A 19,522-nucleotide genomic window follows, 5' to 3' on the forward strand; every position below is an offset into this window, starting at 1 on the left:
AACCCGATGGCGAACGAAGCCAAGCTCCGCGAGTACCTCAAGCGCGTCACCGCTGACCTGCACGAGACCAGCGAACGCCTGCGGGCCGTCGACGAGCAGAACCACGAGCCGATCGCGATCGTGGGGATGGCCTGCCGCTACCCGGGCGGGGTGCGGACCCCCGAGGCCCTGTGGCGGCTGGTCGAGTCCGGCGTCGACGCCGTCACGCCGTTCCCCGCTGACCGGGGCTGGGACGTGGAGAACCTCTACGACCCGGACCCGGACGCGCACGGCAAGTCGTACACCCGCGAGGGCGGCTTCCTGCACGACGCCGGCGAGTTCGACGGCGGGTTCTTCGGCATCTCCCCCCGCGAGGCGCTGGCCATGGACCCGCAGCAGCGGCTGCTGCTCGAGGTCGCCTGGGAGGCGGTCGAGCGGGCCGGCATCGCCGCCGACTCGCTCAAGGGCAGCCGCACCGGCGTCTTCACCGGCGTCATGTACCACGACTACGTTTCCCGCCTCAACGGCGTGCCGGAGGAGGTCGAGGCGTTCGTCGGCACCGGCAACCACGGCAGCGTCGTCTCCGGCCGGATCGCGTACACCTTCGGTTTCGAGGGCCCGGCGGTGACCGTCGACACCGCCTGCTCGTCCTCGCTGGTGGCGATGCACCTCGCCGTGCAGGCCCTGCGCTCCGGCGAGTGCACGCTCGCGCTGGCCGGCGGCGTCACCGTCATGTCCAGCCCCGACACGTTCGTCGGCTTCAGCCGCCAGCGCGGCCTGTCCCCGGACGGGCGCTGCAAGTCCTTCGCCGCCGCTGCCGACGGCACCGGCTGGAGCGAGGGCGCCGGCCTGCTGCTGCTGGAGCGCCTCTCCGACGCCCAGCGCAACGGCCACCCGGTGCTCGCCGTCGTCCGTGGCACGGCCGTCAACTCCGACGGCGCCTCCAACGGCCTCACCGCGCCGCACGGGCCGTCGCAGCAGCGGGTGATCCGCCAGGCCCTCGCGAACGCCCGGCTCTCCCCGGCCGACGTGGACGCGGTGGAGGCCCACGGCACCGGCACCCGCCTCGGCGACCCCATCGAGGCGCAGGCGCTGCTCGCCACGTACGGCCGGGACCGGGCCGAGGACCAGCCCCTCTGGCTCGGCTCGATCAAGTCCAACCTCGGGCACACCCAGGCCGCGGCCGGCGTCGCCGGCGTGATCAAGATGGTCATGGCGATGCGCCACGGCGTCCTGCCGCGGACCCTGCACGTCGACGAGCCGTCCCCGCACGTCGACTGGTCGGCCGGCGCGGTGAGCCTGCTCCGCGAGCCGCGCCCGTGGCCGCGCGGCTCCCGGCCCCTGCGGGCCGGCGTCTCCTCCTTCGGCGTCAGCGGCACCAACGCCCACGTCATCGTCGAGGCCGCCCCGCCCGCGCCGCAGCCGGCCGACGGCACCGACGCCGTCGCCGGGCCCGACCCGCTGCCGTGGGTCGTCTCCGCGCGCAGCGCCGCCGCGCTCGGCGCCCAGGCCGACCGGCTGCGCTCCTGGCTCGCCGCGCACCCCGACGCCGCGCCGGCCGCCGTGGGCCGGGCCCTGGCCACCGGCCGGTCCGTCCTGGAGCACCGGGCGGTGGTGCTCGGGGCCGACCGGGACGAGCTGGTCGCCGAGCTCGGCGCGCTCGCCGACGGCGTCCCGGCGGCGTCCGTGCGGCGCGGGGTCGCCAGCCCCACCCGCGTCGCCGTGCTCTGCACCGGGCAGGGCGCCCAGCGCGTCGGCATGGGCCGCCAGTTGTACGCGGCGTTCCCTGTCTTCGCCGCGGCCTTCGACGCCGCCTGCGCCGAACTGGACAGGCACCTCGACCGGCCGCTGCGCGCCGTGCTCGACGGTCCCGCCGAGGTGCTCGACCGCACCGGCTACGCCCAGGCGGCGCTGTTCGCCGTCGAGGTGGCGGCCTACCGGCTCGTCGAGTCCTGGGGCGTCGTGCCGGACTTCGTGGCCGGCCACTCGGTCGGCGAGGTGGCCGCCGCGCACGTCGCCGGCGTGCTGTCGCTGCCCGACGCCGCCCGGCTGGTCGCCGCCCGGGGCACCCTGATGCAGGCCCTGCCCACCGGCGGGGCGATGGTGTCGATCCGCGCCACCGAGGCGGAGGTACGCCAGCACCTGGACACCGCCGGCGAGGCGACCGGCGCCGGGCTGGCCGCCGTCAACGGCCCGGAGTCCGTCGTCGTCTCCGGCGACGAGGACGCGGTGCTGGCGGTCGCCGCACACTTCGAAGCCCTCGGCCGCAGCACGAAGCGGCTGCGGGTCAGCCACGCGTTCCACTCCGCCCGCATGGACCCGATGCTCGACGCGTTCGGCGACGTGCTCGGGCAGTTGACCTTCGCCGCGCCCCGGATCCCCGTGGTCTCCACCGTGACGGGCGCGCTGCTCGACCCCGACGAGGTGCGCTCCCCGGCGTACTGGCTGCGCAACGTCCGCGACACGGTCCGCTTCGGCGCCGCCGTGGCCACCCTGCGCGAGCTGGGCGTCGGCGCGTACGTCGAGGTGGGGCCGGGCGGGGTGCTCTCCGCGCTGACCCAGGAGATCGTCGGCGCGGACCAGGCGGTGTGCGCCCCGATGCTGCGCGCCGACCACGACGAGGCGGCGACCGCGCTGGCCGCCGCGGCCACCGTGTGGGCCCGGGGCGTGCCGGTGGACTGGGCGGCCCTGTTCGACGGCCCGCCCGCGCCGGTCGACCTGCCCACGTACGCGTTCCAGCGCGAACGCTACTGGCTGCTGCCCCTGCCGCAGGCCGCCGACGTGACCGCCGCCGGGCTGACCCCGACCGGCCACCCGCTGCTCGGCGCGGTGTTCCGCTCGGCCGACGGCGACGAGGTGACGCTCACCGGCCGGCTGTCCGTGGAGAGCCAGCCCTGGCTGGCCGAGCACGCCGTACGCGACGTGGTGCTCTTCCCCGGAACCGGATTCGTGGAGCTGGCGCTGCGCGTCGGCGCGGAGGTCGGCGCCGACCGGCTCGCCGAGCTGACCCTCCAGGCGCCGCTGGTGCTGCCGGAGACCAGCGGCGTCGACGTGCAGGTCGCCGCCGAGCGCACCGGCGGCGAGGCGTGGCAGGTGACGGTCCACGCCCGCCGCTCCAGCACCGACGACCTGTGGGTCCGGCACGCCACCGGCCTGCTCGCCCCGGCGCCCGGGGACGGCGGGGCCACGCTGGCGGACTGGCCGCCGACCGGCGCCACCGCCCTCGACGTGTCGGAGCTGACCGGGCGGGCGGCGCGGGCCGGGTTCGCGTACGGCCCCGCCTTCCAGGGGCTGCGCGCCGCCTGGCGGGCCGGCACCGACGTGTACGCCGAGGTGACGCTGCCCGAGCCGGCGGCCGACGACGCCGGCGCGTACGGGCTGCACCCGGCGCTGCTCGACGCCGCCGTGCAGGCGGTCGGGCTCGGCATCGTCGACCCCGGCGAGGCCCGGCTGCCGTTCGCCTGGTCGGACGTGACGCTGTCCGCCCACGGCGCGGACACGCTGCGGGTACGGCTGAGCCCCACCGGCGCGGACACGGTGGCCATGCTGGTCGCGGACGCCGCCGGCGAGCCCGTCGCCCGGGTCGGTTCCCTGGTGCTGCGGCCCCTGCCGGTCGGGGAACTCACCTCCGGCGGGTCCCCGTGGCGTCGCTCGCTGTTCCGCCTCGACTGGCCCCGGCATGCCGGCGGCGTGGGCGCACCCGACGGCACGACCTGGGCGGTGCTCGGCGACCGTCCCGCGCCGCTGCCGTCCGGCGTGACCGCCGACCGGCACGCCGACCTCGACGCGCTCTGCGACGCGGGGGTGCCCGACGTCGTGCTGTACCGGGTGGCCGGCGCCGCCGCGACCGGCCCTGGCCCGGTCCACGACCTGCTCGCCGAGGTCCTCGCCGTGCTCCAGGGCTGGCTCGCCGCCGAGCGCCACACCGGCGGGTCCCGGCTGGTGGTCCTCACCAGCGGCGCCGTCGCCGTGGACGACGACGCGGACGTCGCCGACCTGGCCGGCGCCGCCGTGTGGGGCCTGCTCCGGTCCGCCCAGGCCGAGCACCCCGGCCGGTTCCTCGTCGTCGACCTCGACGACGAGGAGAGCTCCGCGTCCGCCCTCGCCGGCCTGCTGTCGGCCGACGAGCCGCAGGCGGCGGTGCGCGACGGCGTGGTCCGGGTGCCCCGGCTCGTCGCCGCCCCGGAACCCGACGCGCCGGCGCCGGCGCTGGACCCGGACGGCACGGTGCTGGTCACCGGCGGCACCGGTGCCCTGGGCGCGCTCGTCGCCCGCCACCTCGTCACCCGGCACGGGGTCCGTCACCTGGTGCTGACCAACAGGCGCGGGCCCGGCGCGGCCGGCGCCGCCGACCTGCTCGCCGACCTCGCCGACCTGGGCGCCACCGCGACGGTCGAGGCGTGCGACGCCGCCGACCCCGACGCCCTCGCCGCGCTGCTCGACCGGATCGACCCGGCGCACCCGCTGACCGGCGTGGTGCACACCGCCGGCGTACTGGCCGACCGCACCCTGACCTCGCTCACCGCCGAGTCCCTCGACGAGGTGCTCCGGCCGAAGGTGGACGCCGCCGCGCACCTGCACGAGCTGACCGCCGCCCACGGCCTCGCGCTCTTCGTCACCTACTCGTCGGCGGCGGGCGTGACCGGCAGCCCCGGCCAGGCCAACTACGCGGCGGCCAACGCCTTCCTGGACGCGCTCGCGCACCGGCGGCGGGCCGCGGGCCTCCCCGCACACTCCCTGGCCTGGGGGCCGTGGGTCGAGTCGGGCGGCGGCATGACCGCCGGCCTCGACCGGGCCGACACCGACCGGCTGGCCCGCGCCGGCGTACGGCCGCTTCCCGAGGCGGACGGCCTCGCGCTCTTCGACGCCGCGCTGCTGACCGGCCTGCCCGCGACGGTGCCGATGGCGCTGGACGGCCCGGCGCTGCGCGCCCAGGCCGAGGCGGGCACCCTGCCGTCGGTCCTGCGCGGCCTGGTCCGCGCGCCCCGGCGTCGCGCCGCGCGGTCGGGCCCGGCGGAGACCGCCGCCCTGGCCGAACGGCTGGCCGGGCTCGACCGCGAGGAGCGCGCCGCGGCCCTGCTGCGGCTCGTCCTCGACCAGGTCGCGGCGGTGCTGGGGTACGCCGACGCCGCCGCCGTCGAGGCCGGACGCCCGTTCACCGAGCTGGGCTTCGACTCGCTGACCGCCGTCGAGCTGCGCAACCGGCTGGGCGCGGTGACCGGCCTGCGCCTGCCGGCGACCCTGGTCTTCGACCACCCGACCCCGCTCGCCCTGGCCGAGCACCTGGACGCCGAGACCGGGACCGCCGCCGGTGCGCCGCCGGCCCCGGTCGCCGCCGTCGCGGCGCTCGACGAGCCGATCGCGATCGTCGGCATGAGCTGCCGTTACCCCGGCGGTGTACGCAGCCCCGAGCAGCTGTGGGACCTCCTCGTGGCCGGTGGAGACGGCATCACCGGCTTCCCCGCCGACCGGGGCTGGGACGTCGACGACCTGTACGACCCGTCCGGCGCGCGCCGGGGCAGCAGCTACGCCCGCGAGGGCGGCTTCCTGGCCGACGCCGGCGACTTCGACGCCACCCTGTTCAAGATCTCGCCGCACGAGGCGCTCGCCATGGACCCGCAGCAGCGGCTGCTGCTGGAGGCCGCGTGGGAGGCCATCGAGGACGCCCGGATCGACCCGCTCGCGCTGCGGGGCCGCCCCGTCGGCGTGTTCGCCGGCATGATGTACCACAACCACGCGGCCGGGCTGGCCGACGTTCCGGAGGCCCTCGACGGCTACCTCGGCGTCGGCACCGCCAGCAGCGTGTTGTCGGGCCGGGTGGCGTACTCGTTCGGTTTCGAGGGGCCGGCGGTGACGGTGGACACGGCGTGTTCGTCGTCGCTGGTGGCGTTGCACCTGGCGGTGCAGGCGCTGCGGTCGGGCGAGTGCGACCTCGCGCTGGCCGGCGGCGTCACCGTGATGGCGACGCCCGAGACGTTCATCGACTTCTCCCGGCAGCGGGGCATGGCCCCCGACGGCCGGTGCAAGTCGTTCTCCGACGCGGCGGACGGCACGGGCTGGTCCGAGGGCGTCGGCGTGCTGCTGGTGCAGCGGCTGTCGGACGCGCGGCGCGACGGGCGCCCGGTCCTCGCGGTCGTGCGGGGCACGGCGGTGAACCAGGACGGCGCGTCGAACGGGTTGACGGCGCCGAACGGCCCGTCGCAGCAGCGGGTGATCCGGCAGGCTCTCGCGAACGCCCGGCTGGGCGTCGCCGACGTCGACGTCGTGGAGGCGCACGGCACGGGCACGACGCTGGGCGACCCCATCGAGGCCCAGGCGCTGCTCGCCACGTACGGGCAGGACCGCGACGACCGGGACGCGCTGCTGCTGGGGTCGGTGAAGTCGAACATCGGCCACACGCAGGCCGCCGCCGGGGTGGCGGGCGTCATCAAGATGATCATGGCTATGCGGTACGGGACCGTGCCGGCGACGCTGCACGTGGACGAGCCCTCGTCGCACGTGGACTGGTCGTCGGGCGCCGTGGAGCTGGTGACGCAGGCGCGCGAGTGGCCGGGTGTGGGCCGCGCGCGCAGGGCGGCCGTGTCGTCGTTCGGCATCTCCGGCACGAACGCCCACGTGATCATCGAACAGGCGGAGCCGGAGTCCGCCGCAGCCTCTGCCGCGCCCGTCGGGTTGCCGGTGCCGTGGATGCTGTCGGGGCGCTCCGAGCGGGGCCTGGCGGGTCAGGCGGGGCGGTTGGCGTCGTTCGTGCGCGATCGTGGCCTGTCGCCGGTGGACGTGTCGTGGTCGTTGGCGACGACCCGGGCCGCGCTGGAGCACCGGGCGGTCGTGTGGGGCTCGGACGCGGACGAGCTGGTCGCCGGTCTGTCGGCGGTCGCCGAGGGCCGGGTCTCGGGTGTGGTGTCGGCGGGTCGTCGGGCGGTGCTCTTCACGGGCCAGGGCTCGCAGCGCGTCGGCATGGGCCGGGAGCTGTACGACGCGTTCCCCGTCTTCGCGGCGTCCTTCGACGTGGTGTGTGCGGAGATCGATCCGCACCTGCCGCGTGGGTTGCGCGAGGTGGTGTTCGCGGAGGCGGGTTCGGAAGCTGCGGCTCTGTTGGATCAGACCGTCTTCGCGCAGGCGGGCCTGTTCGCGGTTGAGGTGGCGTTGTGGGAGCTGTTGTCGTCGTGGGGTGTGCGGGTCGACTACCTGGCGGGTCACTCGATCGGTGAGGTGACCGCGGCGTACGTGTCGGGGATGTTGTCCCTGTCGGATGCGTGTGTGCTGGTGGCGGCGCGGGGTCGGTTGATGCAGGCGTTGCCGGTCGGCGGCGTGATGGCGGCCGTCGGCGCGTCGGAGGAGGCTGTCGCCGAGCTGATCGGCGCGTCGGGTGCTGCGGTGGACGTCGCGGCGGTGAACGGTCCGGCGTCGACGGTGGTGTCGGGTGCGGCCGGCGAGGTGGCCTCGGTGGTGGCGGCCTGCCGTGAGCGGGGTTGGCGGGTGAAGGAGTTGTCGGTCAGTCACGCGTTCCATTCGCGGTTGATGGAGCCGATGCTGGAGGAGTTCGCGTCGGTGGTGGCGGGGCTGGACTGGCAGCCGCCGAGGATCCCGATCGTGTCGAACGTGACGGGTGCGGTGGCGGACGCCGGGGAGGTCACCGAGCCCGGCTACTGGGTGCGGCACGTGCGGCAGCCGGTGCGGTTCGCCGATGGTGTGGTGGCGTTGCGGGCGCTGGGGGTGGACACCTTCCTGGAGGTGGGTCCGGATGCGACGTTGACGGCGATGGTGGCGGAGATCGTCGCGGATGCGGGGGTGCGGCGGGTTCCGGCGTCGCGGCGGGACCAGTCGGAGGTGGCCGCGGTGACGGCGGCGTTGGGGCAGTTGTGGGTGGCGGGTGTGCCGGTCGACTGGGCTGCCTACCACGGTCAGGTCGGTGCCCGGCCGGGCGTGGTGGACCTGCCCACGTACGCCTTCGACCATCGACGTTACTGGATCAATGCCGCGACGCGGTCCTACCGTCCCCCCGCTGCCCGGCGTACCGCCGCCGACGAGGACTTCTGGCGGGCCATCGAGGCGGAGGACCTGACGACCCTCGCCGAGAGCCTGGCCGTCGACGCCGACGCCCCGCTCGCGGAGGTGCTGCCGGCGCTGTCCACCTGGCGACGCCGCCGGGACGCCGAGGCGGCCCTCGACTCCTGGCGCTACCGGGTGGCCTGGCAACCGCTCACGGACGACGCCGCCCGCGCCGAGGCGACCGACTTCCTGCTCGTCGTACCGGCCGACGCCGACGCGGCCGTGACGGACTGGGCCGCCGCCCTCGGTGCCGCCGGCGGGCGGATCGTCGAGGTCGACGCCGCGTGCGACCGCAAGCGCCTCGCCCACGACCTCGCCGAGGCGTCGACCGGCCGCGACGGGGACGTGCTGCCCGTACTCTCCCTGCTGGCCCTCGACACCCGGCCGCACGCCGGGGCCGCCTCCGTGCCGACGGGCCTCGCCGGCACGGTCGCGCTCGCGCAGGCCCTCGGGGACGCCGGGATCACCGCCCGGCTCTGGATCGTCACCCGCGGCGCGGTCTCCGTCGGGTCCCGGGACCGGCACGTCGACCCCGTACAGGCCATGGCGTGGGGCTTCGGCAGCGTGCTGCGCGCCGAGCACCCGCACCGGTGGGGCGGGCTCGTCGACGTCCCCGAGCAGCCCGACCAGGGCGTCGTGCGCATGCTCCGGACGCTGATCGCCGGCACCGGTCAGGAGGACGAGGTCGCCCTGCGCGGCACCGGCGGCCACGCCCGCCGGCTCGTTCGCGCGACGTACGGCGACACCGGTGCGCGCCGTTCCTGGACGCCGCGCGGCACGGTGCTGATCACCGGCGGCACCGGGGCGCTCGGGGGACACGTCGCCCGCGCGCTGGCCGCCGAAGGAGCCGAACACCTCCTGCTGGTCAGCCGGCGGGGCGGCGATGCGCCCGGCGCGACCGCCCTCGCCGAGGAACTCGCCGGGCTCGGCGCCCGGGTCACCCTCGCGTCCTGCGACGTGGCCGACCGGGCCGCGCTCGCGGCGCTGCTCGACTCGATCCCCGCCGAGCTTCCGCTGGGCGCGGTCGTGCACACCGCCGCCGCCCTCGACGACAACGTCGTCGACGCCGTGAGCGTCGACCAGCTGAACACCGCCCTGCGGGCGAAGGTCGACGCCGCGCGCAACCTGGACGAGCTGACCCGGGGCAGCGACCTCTCCGCCTTCGTCCTCTTCTCCTCCCTCGCCGGCCTCATGGGCGCCGCCGGGCAGACCACCTACGCGCCGGGCAACGCCTTCCTCGACGCGCTGGCGCAGCGGCGTCGCGCGGAGGGGCTGCCGGCGACCTCGCTCGCCTGGGGCCTGTGGGCCGACGGCGGGGTCAGCGCCGGTGAGTTCGAGCAGCGGCTGAGCCGCACCGGCTTCGGCGCGATGGCACCGGAGACGGCCGTACGCGCCCTCACCCGGGCGCTGGGCCGCGACGAGACGTACCTCGTGGTGGCCGACATCGACTGGGCCCGGGTGGCCGCCGCCGGCGGTCGGCGCCCGCACCCGCTGGTCCGCGACCTGCTGGCCGAGGCCGGCGCGGCGGGGGCGGCCGACGCTCCCGTGCCGGCGGCCGACCTGCGCCTCCGCCTGGCGGGAATGTCCGGTGCGGAGCAGCTGCGCGCCCTCGGCGAGCTCGTGCGTGCCGAGGTCGCGGCCGTTCTGGGCCACGAGTCCGCCGAGCGGGTGGCACCGGACCGGGCCTTCCAGGACCTCGGCTTCACGTCGCTGGCGGCGGTCGAGCTGCGCAACCGGCTCGACGCGGCGACTGGCCTCGCGCTGCCGACCACGCTCGCCTTCGACTACCCGAACTCGGCGGCCCTGGCCGGCCACATCCACGCCGAGCTGCTCGGCGGGCAGGCGCTGCCCGTCCCCGCCGCCACCGGTCCCGTCGTGGGCGACGACCCGATCGTCATCGTCGGCATGGGCTGCCGTTTCCCCGCCGGAGCCGAGTCCCCGGAGGGGCTCTGGGACCTGCTGACGGCCGGCGCCGACGCGATGTCGGACTTCCCGACCAACCGGCACTGGGACCTGGAGTCCCTGGCCGGGACCGACTCCTACGTCTCGCGCGGGGCCTTCCTGGCCGACGCGGGCGGTTTCGACGCGGAGTTCTTCGGCATCTCGCCGCGCGAGGCCCTCGCGATGGACCCGCAGCAGCGGCTGCTGCTGGAGGTCGCCTGGGAGGCGTTCGAGGACGCCCGGATCGAGCCCCTCGCGCTGCGCGGCGACCGGGTCGGGGTGTTCGCCGGCACGAACGGGCAGGACTACGAGACCGTCGTACGCCAGGCCGGGGAGGCACTCGCCGGATTTGCCGCGACCGGCGCCTCCGCGAGCGTGTTGTCGGGTCGGGTGGCGTACTCGTTCGGCTTCGAGGGTCCGGCGGTGACGGTGGACACGGCGTGTTCGTCGTCGCTGGTGGCGTTGCACCTCGCGGCGCAGGCGCTGCGGTCGGGCGAGTGCGACCTGGCCCTGGCCGGCGGCGTTACGGTGATGGCCACCCCGGGTGCCTTCATCGAGTTCTCCCGCCAGGGCGGGCTGTCGGCGGACGGCCGCTGCAAGGCCTTCGCCGAGTCGGCGGACGGCACCGCGTGGGGCGAGGGCGTCGGCGTGCTCGTGGTGCAGCGGCTGTCGGACGCGCAACGCGACGGGCGCCGGGTCCTCGCGGTGGTACGGGGTACGGCGGTGAACCAGGATGGTGCGTCGAACGGGTTGACGGCGCCGAACGGTCCGTCGCAGCAGCGGGTGATCCGGCAGGCGCTCGCGAGTGCGGGTCTGTCGGCGGCCGACGTGGACGTGGTGGAGGCGCACGGCACCGGCACGACGCTGGGCGACCCGATCGAGGCGCAGGCGTTGTTGGCGACGTATGGGCAGGGTCGGGATGTGCCGTTGTTGTTGGGGTCGGTGAAGTCGAACATCGGTCACACGCAGGCGGCTGCGGGGGTGGCGGGGATCATCAAGATGGTCTTGGCGATGCGGCACGGGGTGGTGCCGGCGACTCTGCATGTGGATGCGCCGTCGTCGCATGTGGACTGGGCGTCGGGTGCGGTGGAGTTGGTGACGGCGTCGCGTGAGTGGCCGGGTGTGGGGCGTCCTCGGCGGGCGGGTGTGTCGTCGTTCGGTATCTCCGGCACGAACGCGCACGTGATCATCGAGCAGCCGGAGTTGGCGGCGGAGCCCGCCGCCTCCCAGCCGGTGCCGGGGCCTGCGGCCGCGTCGACTACGGCGGAGTCCGTGCACCCCTCGGGCGCGGAGCAGGGCGGCGAGACCGACCGGGGCGGATCGGCGGACGGGCTGCCGGTTCCCGCGTCCGTCGGACTGCCGGTGCCGTGGGTGGTGTCGGGCCGTTCGGAGCGGGGCCTGGCGGGTCAGGCGGGGCGGTTGGCGTCGTTCGTGCGCGATCGTGGCCTGTCGCCGGTGGACGTGTCGTGGTCGTTGGCGACGACCCGGGCGGCGTTGGAGCACCGGGCGGTGGTGTGGGGCTCGGACGCGGGCGAGCTGGTCGCCGGTCTGTCGGCTGTTGCCGAGGGCCGGGTCTCGGGTGTGGTGTCGGCGGGTCGTCGGGCGGTGCTCTTCACGGGCCAGGGCTCGCAGCGCGCCGGCATGGGTCGCGAGTTGTACGACGCGTTCCCCGTCTTCGCGGCGTCGTTCGACGAGGTGTGCGCCCGTTTCGACGGCTTGTTGCCGCGTGCGCTGCGCGAGGTGGTGTTCGCCGAGCCGGGCACCGCCGATGGGGCTCTGTTGGACCAGACCGTCTTCGCGCAGGCGGGGTTGTTCGCGGTCGAGGTGGCGTTGTGGGAGCTGCTCGCGTCGTGGGGTGTGCGGGCGGACTACCTGGCGGGTCACTCGATCGGCGAGGTGACCGCGGCGTACGTGTCGGGGATGTTGTCCCTGTCGGATGCGTGCGCGCTGGTGGCGGCGCGGGGTCGGTTGATGCAGGCGCTGCCGGCCGGCGGCGTCATGGCGGCCGTCGGCGCGTCGGAGGAGGCTGTCGCCGAGCTGATCGGCGCGTCGGGTGCTGCGGTGGACGTCGCGGCGGTCAACGGTCCGGCGTCGGTGGTGGTGTCGGGTGCCGCCGACGAGGTGGCCTCGGCGGTGGCGGGCTGCCGTGAGCGGGGTTGGCGGACGAAGGAGCTGGCGGTCAGTCACGCGTTCCACTCGCGGTTGATGGAGCCGATGCTGGACGAGTTCCGGTCGGTGGTGGCGGGGCTCGACTGGCGGGTGCCGCGCGTCGCGGTGGTGTCGAACGTGACGGGTGCCGTGGCGGATCCGCTGGAGCTGGTGGATCCGGAGTACTGGGTGCGGCACGTGCGGCAGCCGGTGCGGTTCGCCGACGGGGTGGTGGCGTTGCGGGCGCAGGGGGTGGACACCTTCCTGGAGGTGGGTCCGGATGCGACGTTGACGGCGATGGTGGCGGAGATCGTCGCGGATGCGGGGGTGCGGCGGGTTCCGGCGTCGCGGCGGGACCAGTCGGAGGTGGCCGCGGTGACGGCGGCGTTGGGGCAGTTGTGGGTGGCGGGTGTGCCGGTCGACTGGGCTGCCTACCACGGTCAGGTCGGCGCCCGGCCGGGTGTGGTGGACCTGCCCACGTACGCCTTCGACCACACCTGGTACTGGCCCGAGGCGGCGCCCGTGGCCCGCCGGGACGAGCACGGCGAAGCTCTCGACGGGCGGTTCTGGGCGGCCGTGGAGTCCGGCGACCCCGACCTGGTCGGCGGCGAGCTGGGCGTCGGCGCGGACGAACCGTTCAGTGCGGTCCTGCCGAAGCTCGCGCAGTGGCGGCGGGCCGCACAGCAGCGGTCGACTGTGGACTCCTGGCGCTACCACGTGGTGTGGCGGCGCCAGGACGCGACCGGGAACGAGAACCTGACCGGCTCCTGGCTGGTGCTGATGGCCCCCGGCCAGGAGGACCATCCGCTGCTGGCCGGGCTGGCGGAGCGGGGCGCCGAGGTGGTGCCGGTCGTGCTGGACGCGCTGGACCGGGACGAGGTCGCACGCCGACTGGCCGGAGCGGTGGAGGCCGGGCAGCCGGTCGCCGGGCTGATCTCGCTGCTGTCACTGGCCGGAGCGGGCGTGGTCGAGGCGCTGGCGGTGGCGCAGGCGCTGGCCACCACGGAGGTCCAGGGGCGGCTCTGGTGGCTCACCCGTGGGGCGGTCTCCGTGGACGACGCGGAGCCCCTGACCGACGTGGTGGGTGCTGCGGTGTGGGGTTTGGGTCGGGTGGTGGGTTTGGAGGTGCCGTTGCGGTGGGGTGGTTTGGTGGATTTGCCGGGGTTGTTGGATGGGGGTGTGTGGGGTCGGTTGTGTGGGGTGTTGTCGTCGTCTGGTGGTGAGGATCAGGTGGCGTTGCGGTCGTCGGGTGTGTTTGTGCGGCGGTTGGTGCGTGCGGGTTCTGCGGCGGGTGCTGTTTCTCCGGCGGGTGTGGGTGGTTTTCGGTTGTCGGGGACGGTGTTGGTGACGGGTGGTACGGGGGCGTTGGGTGCGCGGGTGGCGTTGTGGGCGGTGGGTGTGGGTGCGGAGCATGTGGTGTTGGTGAGTCGGCGGGGTGGTGGTGCGCCGGGTGTGGGTGAGTTGGTGGGGCGGTTGGAGGGTTTGGGTGTGCGGGTGTCGGTGGTGGGTTGTGATGTGGCGGATCGTGGTGCGGTGGCGGGGTTGTTGGGGGATTTGGTGGGTCGTGGTGAGCGGTTGCGGGCGGTGGTGCATGCGGCGGGTGCGGCGCAGTTGACGCCGTTGGGTGAGGTGGGTGTGGGTGAGGTGGAGGAGGTGTTGCGGGCGAAGGTTGGTGGTGCGGTGGTGTTGGATGAGTTGACTGCTGGTTTGGATTTGGATGCGTTTGTGGTGTTTTCGTCGATTGCGGGGGTGTGGGGTTCGGCGGGTCAGGTGGGTTATGCGGCGGCGAATGCGTTTGTGGATGGGTTGGTGGTGTCGCGGCGTGGGCGTGGGTTGGTGGGGACGTCGGTGGCGTGGGGTCCGTGGGCTGAGGCGGGTATGGCGGTGGGGGTGGCGGGGGAGCAGTTGAGTCGGCGTGGTTTGCCGGGGATGGCTCCGGAGTTGGCGGTGGCGGCGTTGCAGCGGGTGTTGGATGGTGGTGAGTCGCACGTGGTGGTGGCGGATGTGCGGTGGGATCGGTTTGTGCCGTCGTTCACGGCGTTGCGTCCGTCGCGTCTGTTCACCGACATCCCCGAAGCACAGGCGGCGATCGAGGCGGCGGCCCGAGCCGAGACCGGCCCCACCGACCGGGCCTCCGCGCTGCGCGAGCGACTCGCGGCCCTGACGCCGCCGGAGGTCGAGGCGTCCCTCCTGGACCTCGTACGCTCCCAGGTCGCCACGGTGCTCGGCCACGCCACCGTGGAGGCGGTGCGGCCGGACCGGGCGTTCCAGCGTCTCGGCTTCGACTCGCTCACCGCAGTCGAGCTGCGCAACCGGCTGACCGCCGAAACGGGCCTCGCGCTGCCCTCCACCCTGGTCTTCGACCACCCGACGCCGGCCGCCCTGGTCGCCTTCATCCGGGAGACCGTGCTCGGAGCGTCGGGTGACGCGCCGGCTGACCGGAGGGTCGCCACCGTGGACGACGACCCGATCGTGATCGTCGGCATGGGCTGCCGCCTCCCGGGTGACGTCGCATCCCCGGAAGAACTGTGGCAACTGCTCGCCACGGGACGCGACGGCATCTCCGAGTTCCCCCTCGACCGGGGCTGGGACAGCTTCCTCAGCAGCGGCCTGTCCGACACGTCCTTCGCCCGCAGGGGCGGCTTCGTCTACGACGCCGGCGAGTTCGACGCCGAGTTCTTCGGCATCTCGCCGCGCGAGGCCCTCGCCATGGACCCGCAGCAGCGGCTGCTGCTGGAGACGTCGTGGGAGGCCGTCGAGTCGGCCGGCATCGACCCGACCAGCCTGCGGGGCGGCGCGGTCGGCGTCTTCGCCGGGGCCAGCTTCCAGGGGTACGCCAGCGGGTCGGTCGGTCGGGCCCAGGAGGTCGGCGGCCACCTGCTCACCGGCAACGCGACAAGCGTGTTGTCGGGTCGGGTGGCGTACTCGTTCGGGTTCGAGGGCCCGGCGGTGACGGTGGACACGGCGTGTTCGTCCTCGCTGGTCGCGTTGCACCTCGCCGCGCAGGCGCTGCGGTCGGGCGAGTGCGACCTCGCCCTGGCCGGCGGCGTCACCGTGATGGCCTCACCGGGCACGTTCGCCGAGTTCTCCATCCAGGGCGGCCTGTCCGCCGACGGCCGCTGCAAGTCGTTCTCGGACGCCGCGGACGGCACGGGCTGGTCCGAGGGCGTCGGCGTGCTGCTGGTGCAGCGGCTGTCGGACGCGCAACGCGACGGCCGCCGGATCCTGGCGGTGGTACGGGGTACGGCGGTGAACCAGGACGGTGCGTCGAACGGGTTGACGGCGCCGAACGGCCCCTCCCAGCAGCGGGTGATCCGGCAGGCCCTCGCGAGTGCGGGTTTGTCGGCGGCCGACGTGGATGTGGTGGAGGCGCACGGTACGGGTACGTCGTTGGGTGATCCGATCGAGGCGCAGGCGTTGTTGGCGACGTATGGGCAGGGTCGGGATGTGCCGTTGTTGTTGGGGTCGGTGAAGTCGAACATCGGTCACACGCAGGCGGCTGCGGGGGTGGCGGGGATCATCAAGATGGTCTTGGCGATGCGGCACGGGGTGGTGCCGGCGACCTTGCATGTGGATGCGCCGTCGTCGCATGTGGACTGGGCGTCGGGTGCGGTGGAGTTGGTGACGGCCTCGCGTGAGTGGCCGGGTGTGGGGCGTCCTCGGCGGGCGGGTGTGTCGTCGTTCGGCATCTCCGGCACGAACGCGCACGTGATCATCGAGCAGCCGGAGCCGGAGTCCGCTCCGGCACCGGTCGCGCCCGTCGCGCCCGTCGCGCCTGTCGGGATGCCGGTGCCGTGGGTGGTGTCGGGCCGTTCGGAGCGGGGCCTGGCGGGTCAGGCGGCGCGGTTGGCGTCGTTCGTGCGGGACCGGTCCGGCCTTGCGGTGGCGGACGTGTCGTGGTCGTTGGCGACCACCCGGGCGGCGCTGGAGCACCGGGCGGTCGTGTGGGGTTCGGAAGCGGATGACCTGGTCGCGGGCCTGTCGGCGGTGGCCGAGGGCCGGGTCTCAGGTGTGGTGTCGGCGGGTCGCCGGGCGATGCTCTTCACTGGTCAGGGTTCGCAGCGCGTGGGCATGGGCCGGGAGCTGTACGACGCGTCCCCCGTCTTCGCGGCGTCGTTCGACGAGGTGTGCGCCCGTTTCGACGGCTTGTTGCCGCGTGCGCTGCGCGAGGTGGTGTTCGCCGAGCCGGGCACCGCCGATGGGGCTCTGTTGGACCAGACCGTGTTCGCGCAGGCGGGCCTGTTTGCGGTCGAGGTGGCGTTGTGGGAGCTGCTGTCGTCGTGGGGTGTGCGGGCGGACTACCTGGCGGGTCACTCGATCGGTGAGGTGACGGCCGCGTACGTGTCGGGGATGTTGTCGCTGGCGGACGCGTGCACGCTGGTGGCGGCGCGGGGCCGGTTGATGCAGGCGCTGCCGGCCGGTGGCGTGATGGCGGCCGTCGGCGCGTCGGAGGAGGCTGTCGCCGAGCTGATCGGCGCGTCGGGTGCTGCGGTGGACGTCGCGGCGGTGAACGGTCCGGCGTCGACGGTGGTGTCGGGTGCGGCCGGCGAGGTGGCCTCGGTGGTGGCGGCCTGCCGTGAGCGGGGTTGGCGGGTGAAGGAGTTGTCGGTCAGTCACGCGTTCCATTCGCGGTTGATGGAGCCGATGCTGGAGGAGTTCGCGTCGGTGGTGGCGGGGCTGGACTGGCAGCCGCCGAGGATCCCGATCGTGTCGAACGTGACCGGCGCGGTGGCGGACGCCGGGGAGGTCACCGAGCCCGGCTACTGGGTGCGGCACGTGCGGCAGCCGGTGCGCTTCGCCGATGGTGTGGCGGCGTTGCGGGCGCAGGGGGTGGACACCTTCCTGGAGGTCGGCCCCGACGCGGTCCTCACCGCCATGGCCGCCGAGGCGGACCCGGCCGACGACGTGCGGTACGTCGCCACGCTGCGCCGCAGCCAGCCCGACGTCCCCACCCTCACCAACGCCGTCGGGCAGCTCTGGGCCGCCGGCGTGGCCGTCGACTGGGCGGCGTACCTCGGCCAGACCGGCGCCCGGCCGCGCGCGGTGGAACTGCCCACCTACGCCTTCGACCGGCAGCGCTACTGGCTGGAGGACCCCCAGCCCGGCGCGGCTCCGGAGCGGGCCGACGCCCCCTCCGACGAGCAGTTCTGGGCGGCGGTCGAGTCCGGGGACCTCGGCGTGCTGGGCGAGGAGCTGGCGGTGGGCGCGGACGAGCCGTCCACGGCGCTGCTGCCCAAGCTCGCCCAGTGGCGGCGGGCGACGCAGCAGCGGGCCGTCGTCGACTCCTGGCGGTACCGGGCGACGTGGCGTACGGCCGCCGTGCCGGACTCCGCGACGTTGGCGGGGACCTGGCTGCTGCTGATGGCGCCCGGGCAGGAGGAGCATCCGGTGGCCGCGGCGCTTGCCGCCCGGGCCGACCGGGCGGTCCCGGTGCTGGTCCCGGCCGGCGCCGACCGCGACCGGGTGGCGCGGCTGCTGCGGGAGGCGATGGGCTCCGACGACCGGGACGCCCACATGGTGTCCCTGCTGTCGCTGGCCGAGCCGCGGGAGGCGTCCCCGGTTCCGGCCGCCGCCGAGGTGTCGACGGCGCTGGCCGTGGTGCAGGCGCTGACCGACGTCGGTGGGTCGGGCCGGTTGTGGTGGCTGACGCGCGGGGCGGTGTCGGTCGGCGGCTCGGACGAGCTGGCGGATGTCGCGGGTGCTGCGGTGTGGGGTTTGGGTCGGGTGGTGGGTTTGGAGGTGCCGTTGCGGTGGGGTGGTTTGGTGGATTTGCCGGGGTTGTTGGATGGGGGTGTGTGGGGTCGGTTGTGTGGGGTGTTGTCGTCGTCTGGTGGTGAGGATCAGGTGGCGTTGCGGTCGTCGGGTGTGTTTGTGCGGCGGTTGGTGCGTGCGGGTTCTGCGGCGGGTGCTGTTTCTCCGGCGGGTGTGGGTGGTTTTCGGTTGTCGGGGACGGTGTTGGTGACGGGTGGTACGGGGGCGTTGGGTGCGCGGGTGGCGTTGTGGGCGGTGGGTGTGGGTGCGGAGCATGTGGTGTTGGTGAGTCGGCGGGGTGGTGGTGCGCCGGGTGTGGGTGAGTTGGTGGGGCGGTTGGAGGGTTTGGGTGTGCGGGTGTCGGTGGTGGGTTGTGATGTGGCGGATCGTGGTGCGGTGGCGGGGTTGTTGGGGGATTTGGTGGGTCGTGGTGAGCGGTTGCGGGCGGTGGTGCATGCGGCGGGTGCGGCGCAGTTGACGCCGTTGGGTGAGGTGGGTGTGGGTGAGGTGGAGGAGGTGTTGCGGGCGAAGGTTGGTGGTGCGGTGGTGTTGGATGAGTTGACTGCTGGTTTGGATTTGGATGCGTTTGTGGTGTTTTCGTCGATTGCGGGGGTGTGGGGTTCGGCGGGTCAGGTGGGTTATGCGGCGGCGAATGCGTTTGTGGATGGGTTGGTGGTGTCGCGGCGTGGGCGTGGGTTGGTGGGGACGTCGGTGGCGTGGGGTCCGTGGGCTGAGGCGGGTATGGCGGTGGGGGTGGCGGGGGAGCAGTTGAGTCGGCGTGGTTTGCCGGGGATGGCTCCGGAGTTGGCGGTGGCGGCGTTGCAGCGGGTGTTGGATGGTGGTGAGTCGCACGTGGTGGTGGCGGATGTGCGGTGGGATCGGTTTGTGCCGTCGTTCACGGCGTTGCGTCCGTCGCGCCTGTTCACCGACATCCCCGAAGCACAGCCCGCACAGGCGGAGGAGACGCCGAAGGGCGAGGACCGCGGCGCGGCGTCGGCGCTGCGCGAGCGGCTCGCCGCCGCCTCCGGGCCGGAGCGCGACCGCATCCTGCTCGACCTGGTCCGCGGCACCGCCGCGGCGGTGCTGGGACACGCCACGCCGAGCGGGATCAGGCCCGCCCGCGGCTTCCTCGAACTGGGCTTCGACTCGCTCACCGCAGTCGAGCTGCGCAACCGGCTGACCGCCGCAACGGGCATCGGACTGCCCGCCACCCTCGTCTTCGACCATCCCACCCCGCACGCGCTCGCCGGTCACCTGCGGGCCGAGTTGGCGCCCGAGCAGCCGGCGTTGCCGATCGTGGCCGAGATCGAACGCCTCGACAAGCTTCTCGGCGGGCTGCCGGGAGACCAGGTCGACGACGCGGTCGTCGGTCGGCTGGAGGACCTGCTGGCCCGGTGGCGGGGCCGACCCGCCGCCACCGCACCGGCGCCGGCCGCCAGGCAGGAGTTGGAGTCGGCGAGCCGGGACGAGCTCTTCGACATCATCCAGCGGGAGTTCGGCAAGTCCTGAACGGACACTGCCCCGGCCCAGGGCAGGACGGGCCGGGGGAAGGGACACCCGACGGCGCCGGCCGCCTGACCGGCACCGTCGGGCAGGCGCGGCTGCCTAGGGGTGCACGGAGCCCGTCTAGGGGTGTGCCGGTGCGGGCCCG

At 74.5% G+C, this 19,522-nt stretch carries 1 protein-coding gene; it reads left to right on the top strand.

The window, feature by feature from the left end:
* Positions 1–6 precede the first annotated feature (6 nt).
* Positions 7–19,380, top strand: coding sequence for a type I polyketide synthase (locus tag ACN27A_RS01155; RefSeq protein WP_421449077.1), 19,374 nt, complete (start codon positions 7–9; stop codon positions 19,378–19,380).
* Positions 19,381–19,522: the final 142 nt, after the last annotated feature.

Origin of the sequence: Micromonospora sp. WMMD737 (genome assembly GCF_049179055.1) — a bacterium.
Taxonomy (GTDB): Bacteria; Actinomycetota; Actinomycetes; order Mycobacteriales; family Micromonosporaceae; genus Micromonospora; species Micromonospora reichwaldensis.

What these genes read in the sequence shown, in the direction of transcription:
- ACN27A_RS01155 (WP_421449077.1), top strand. Translation starts at nt 7, where the DNA reads ATGGCGAACGAAGCCAAGCTCCGCGAGTACCTCAAGCGCGTCACCGCT.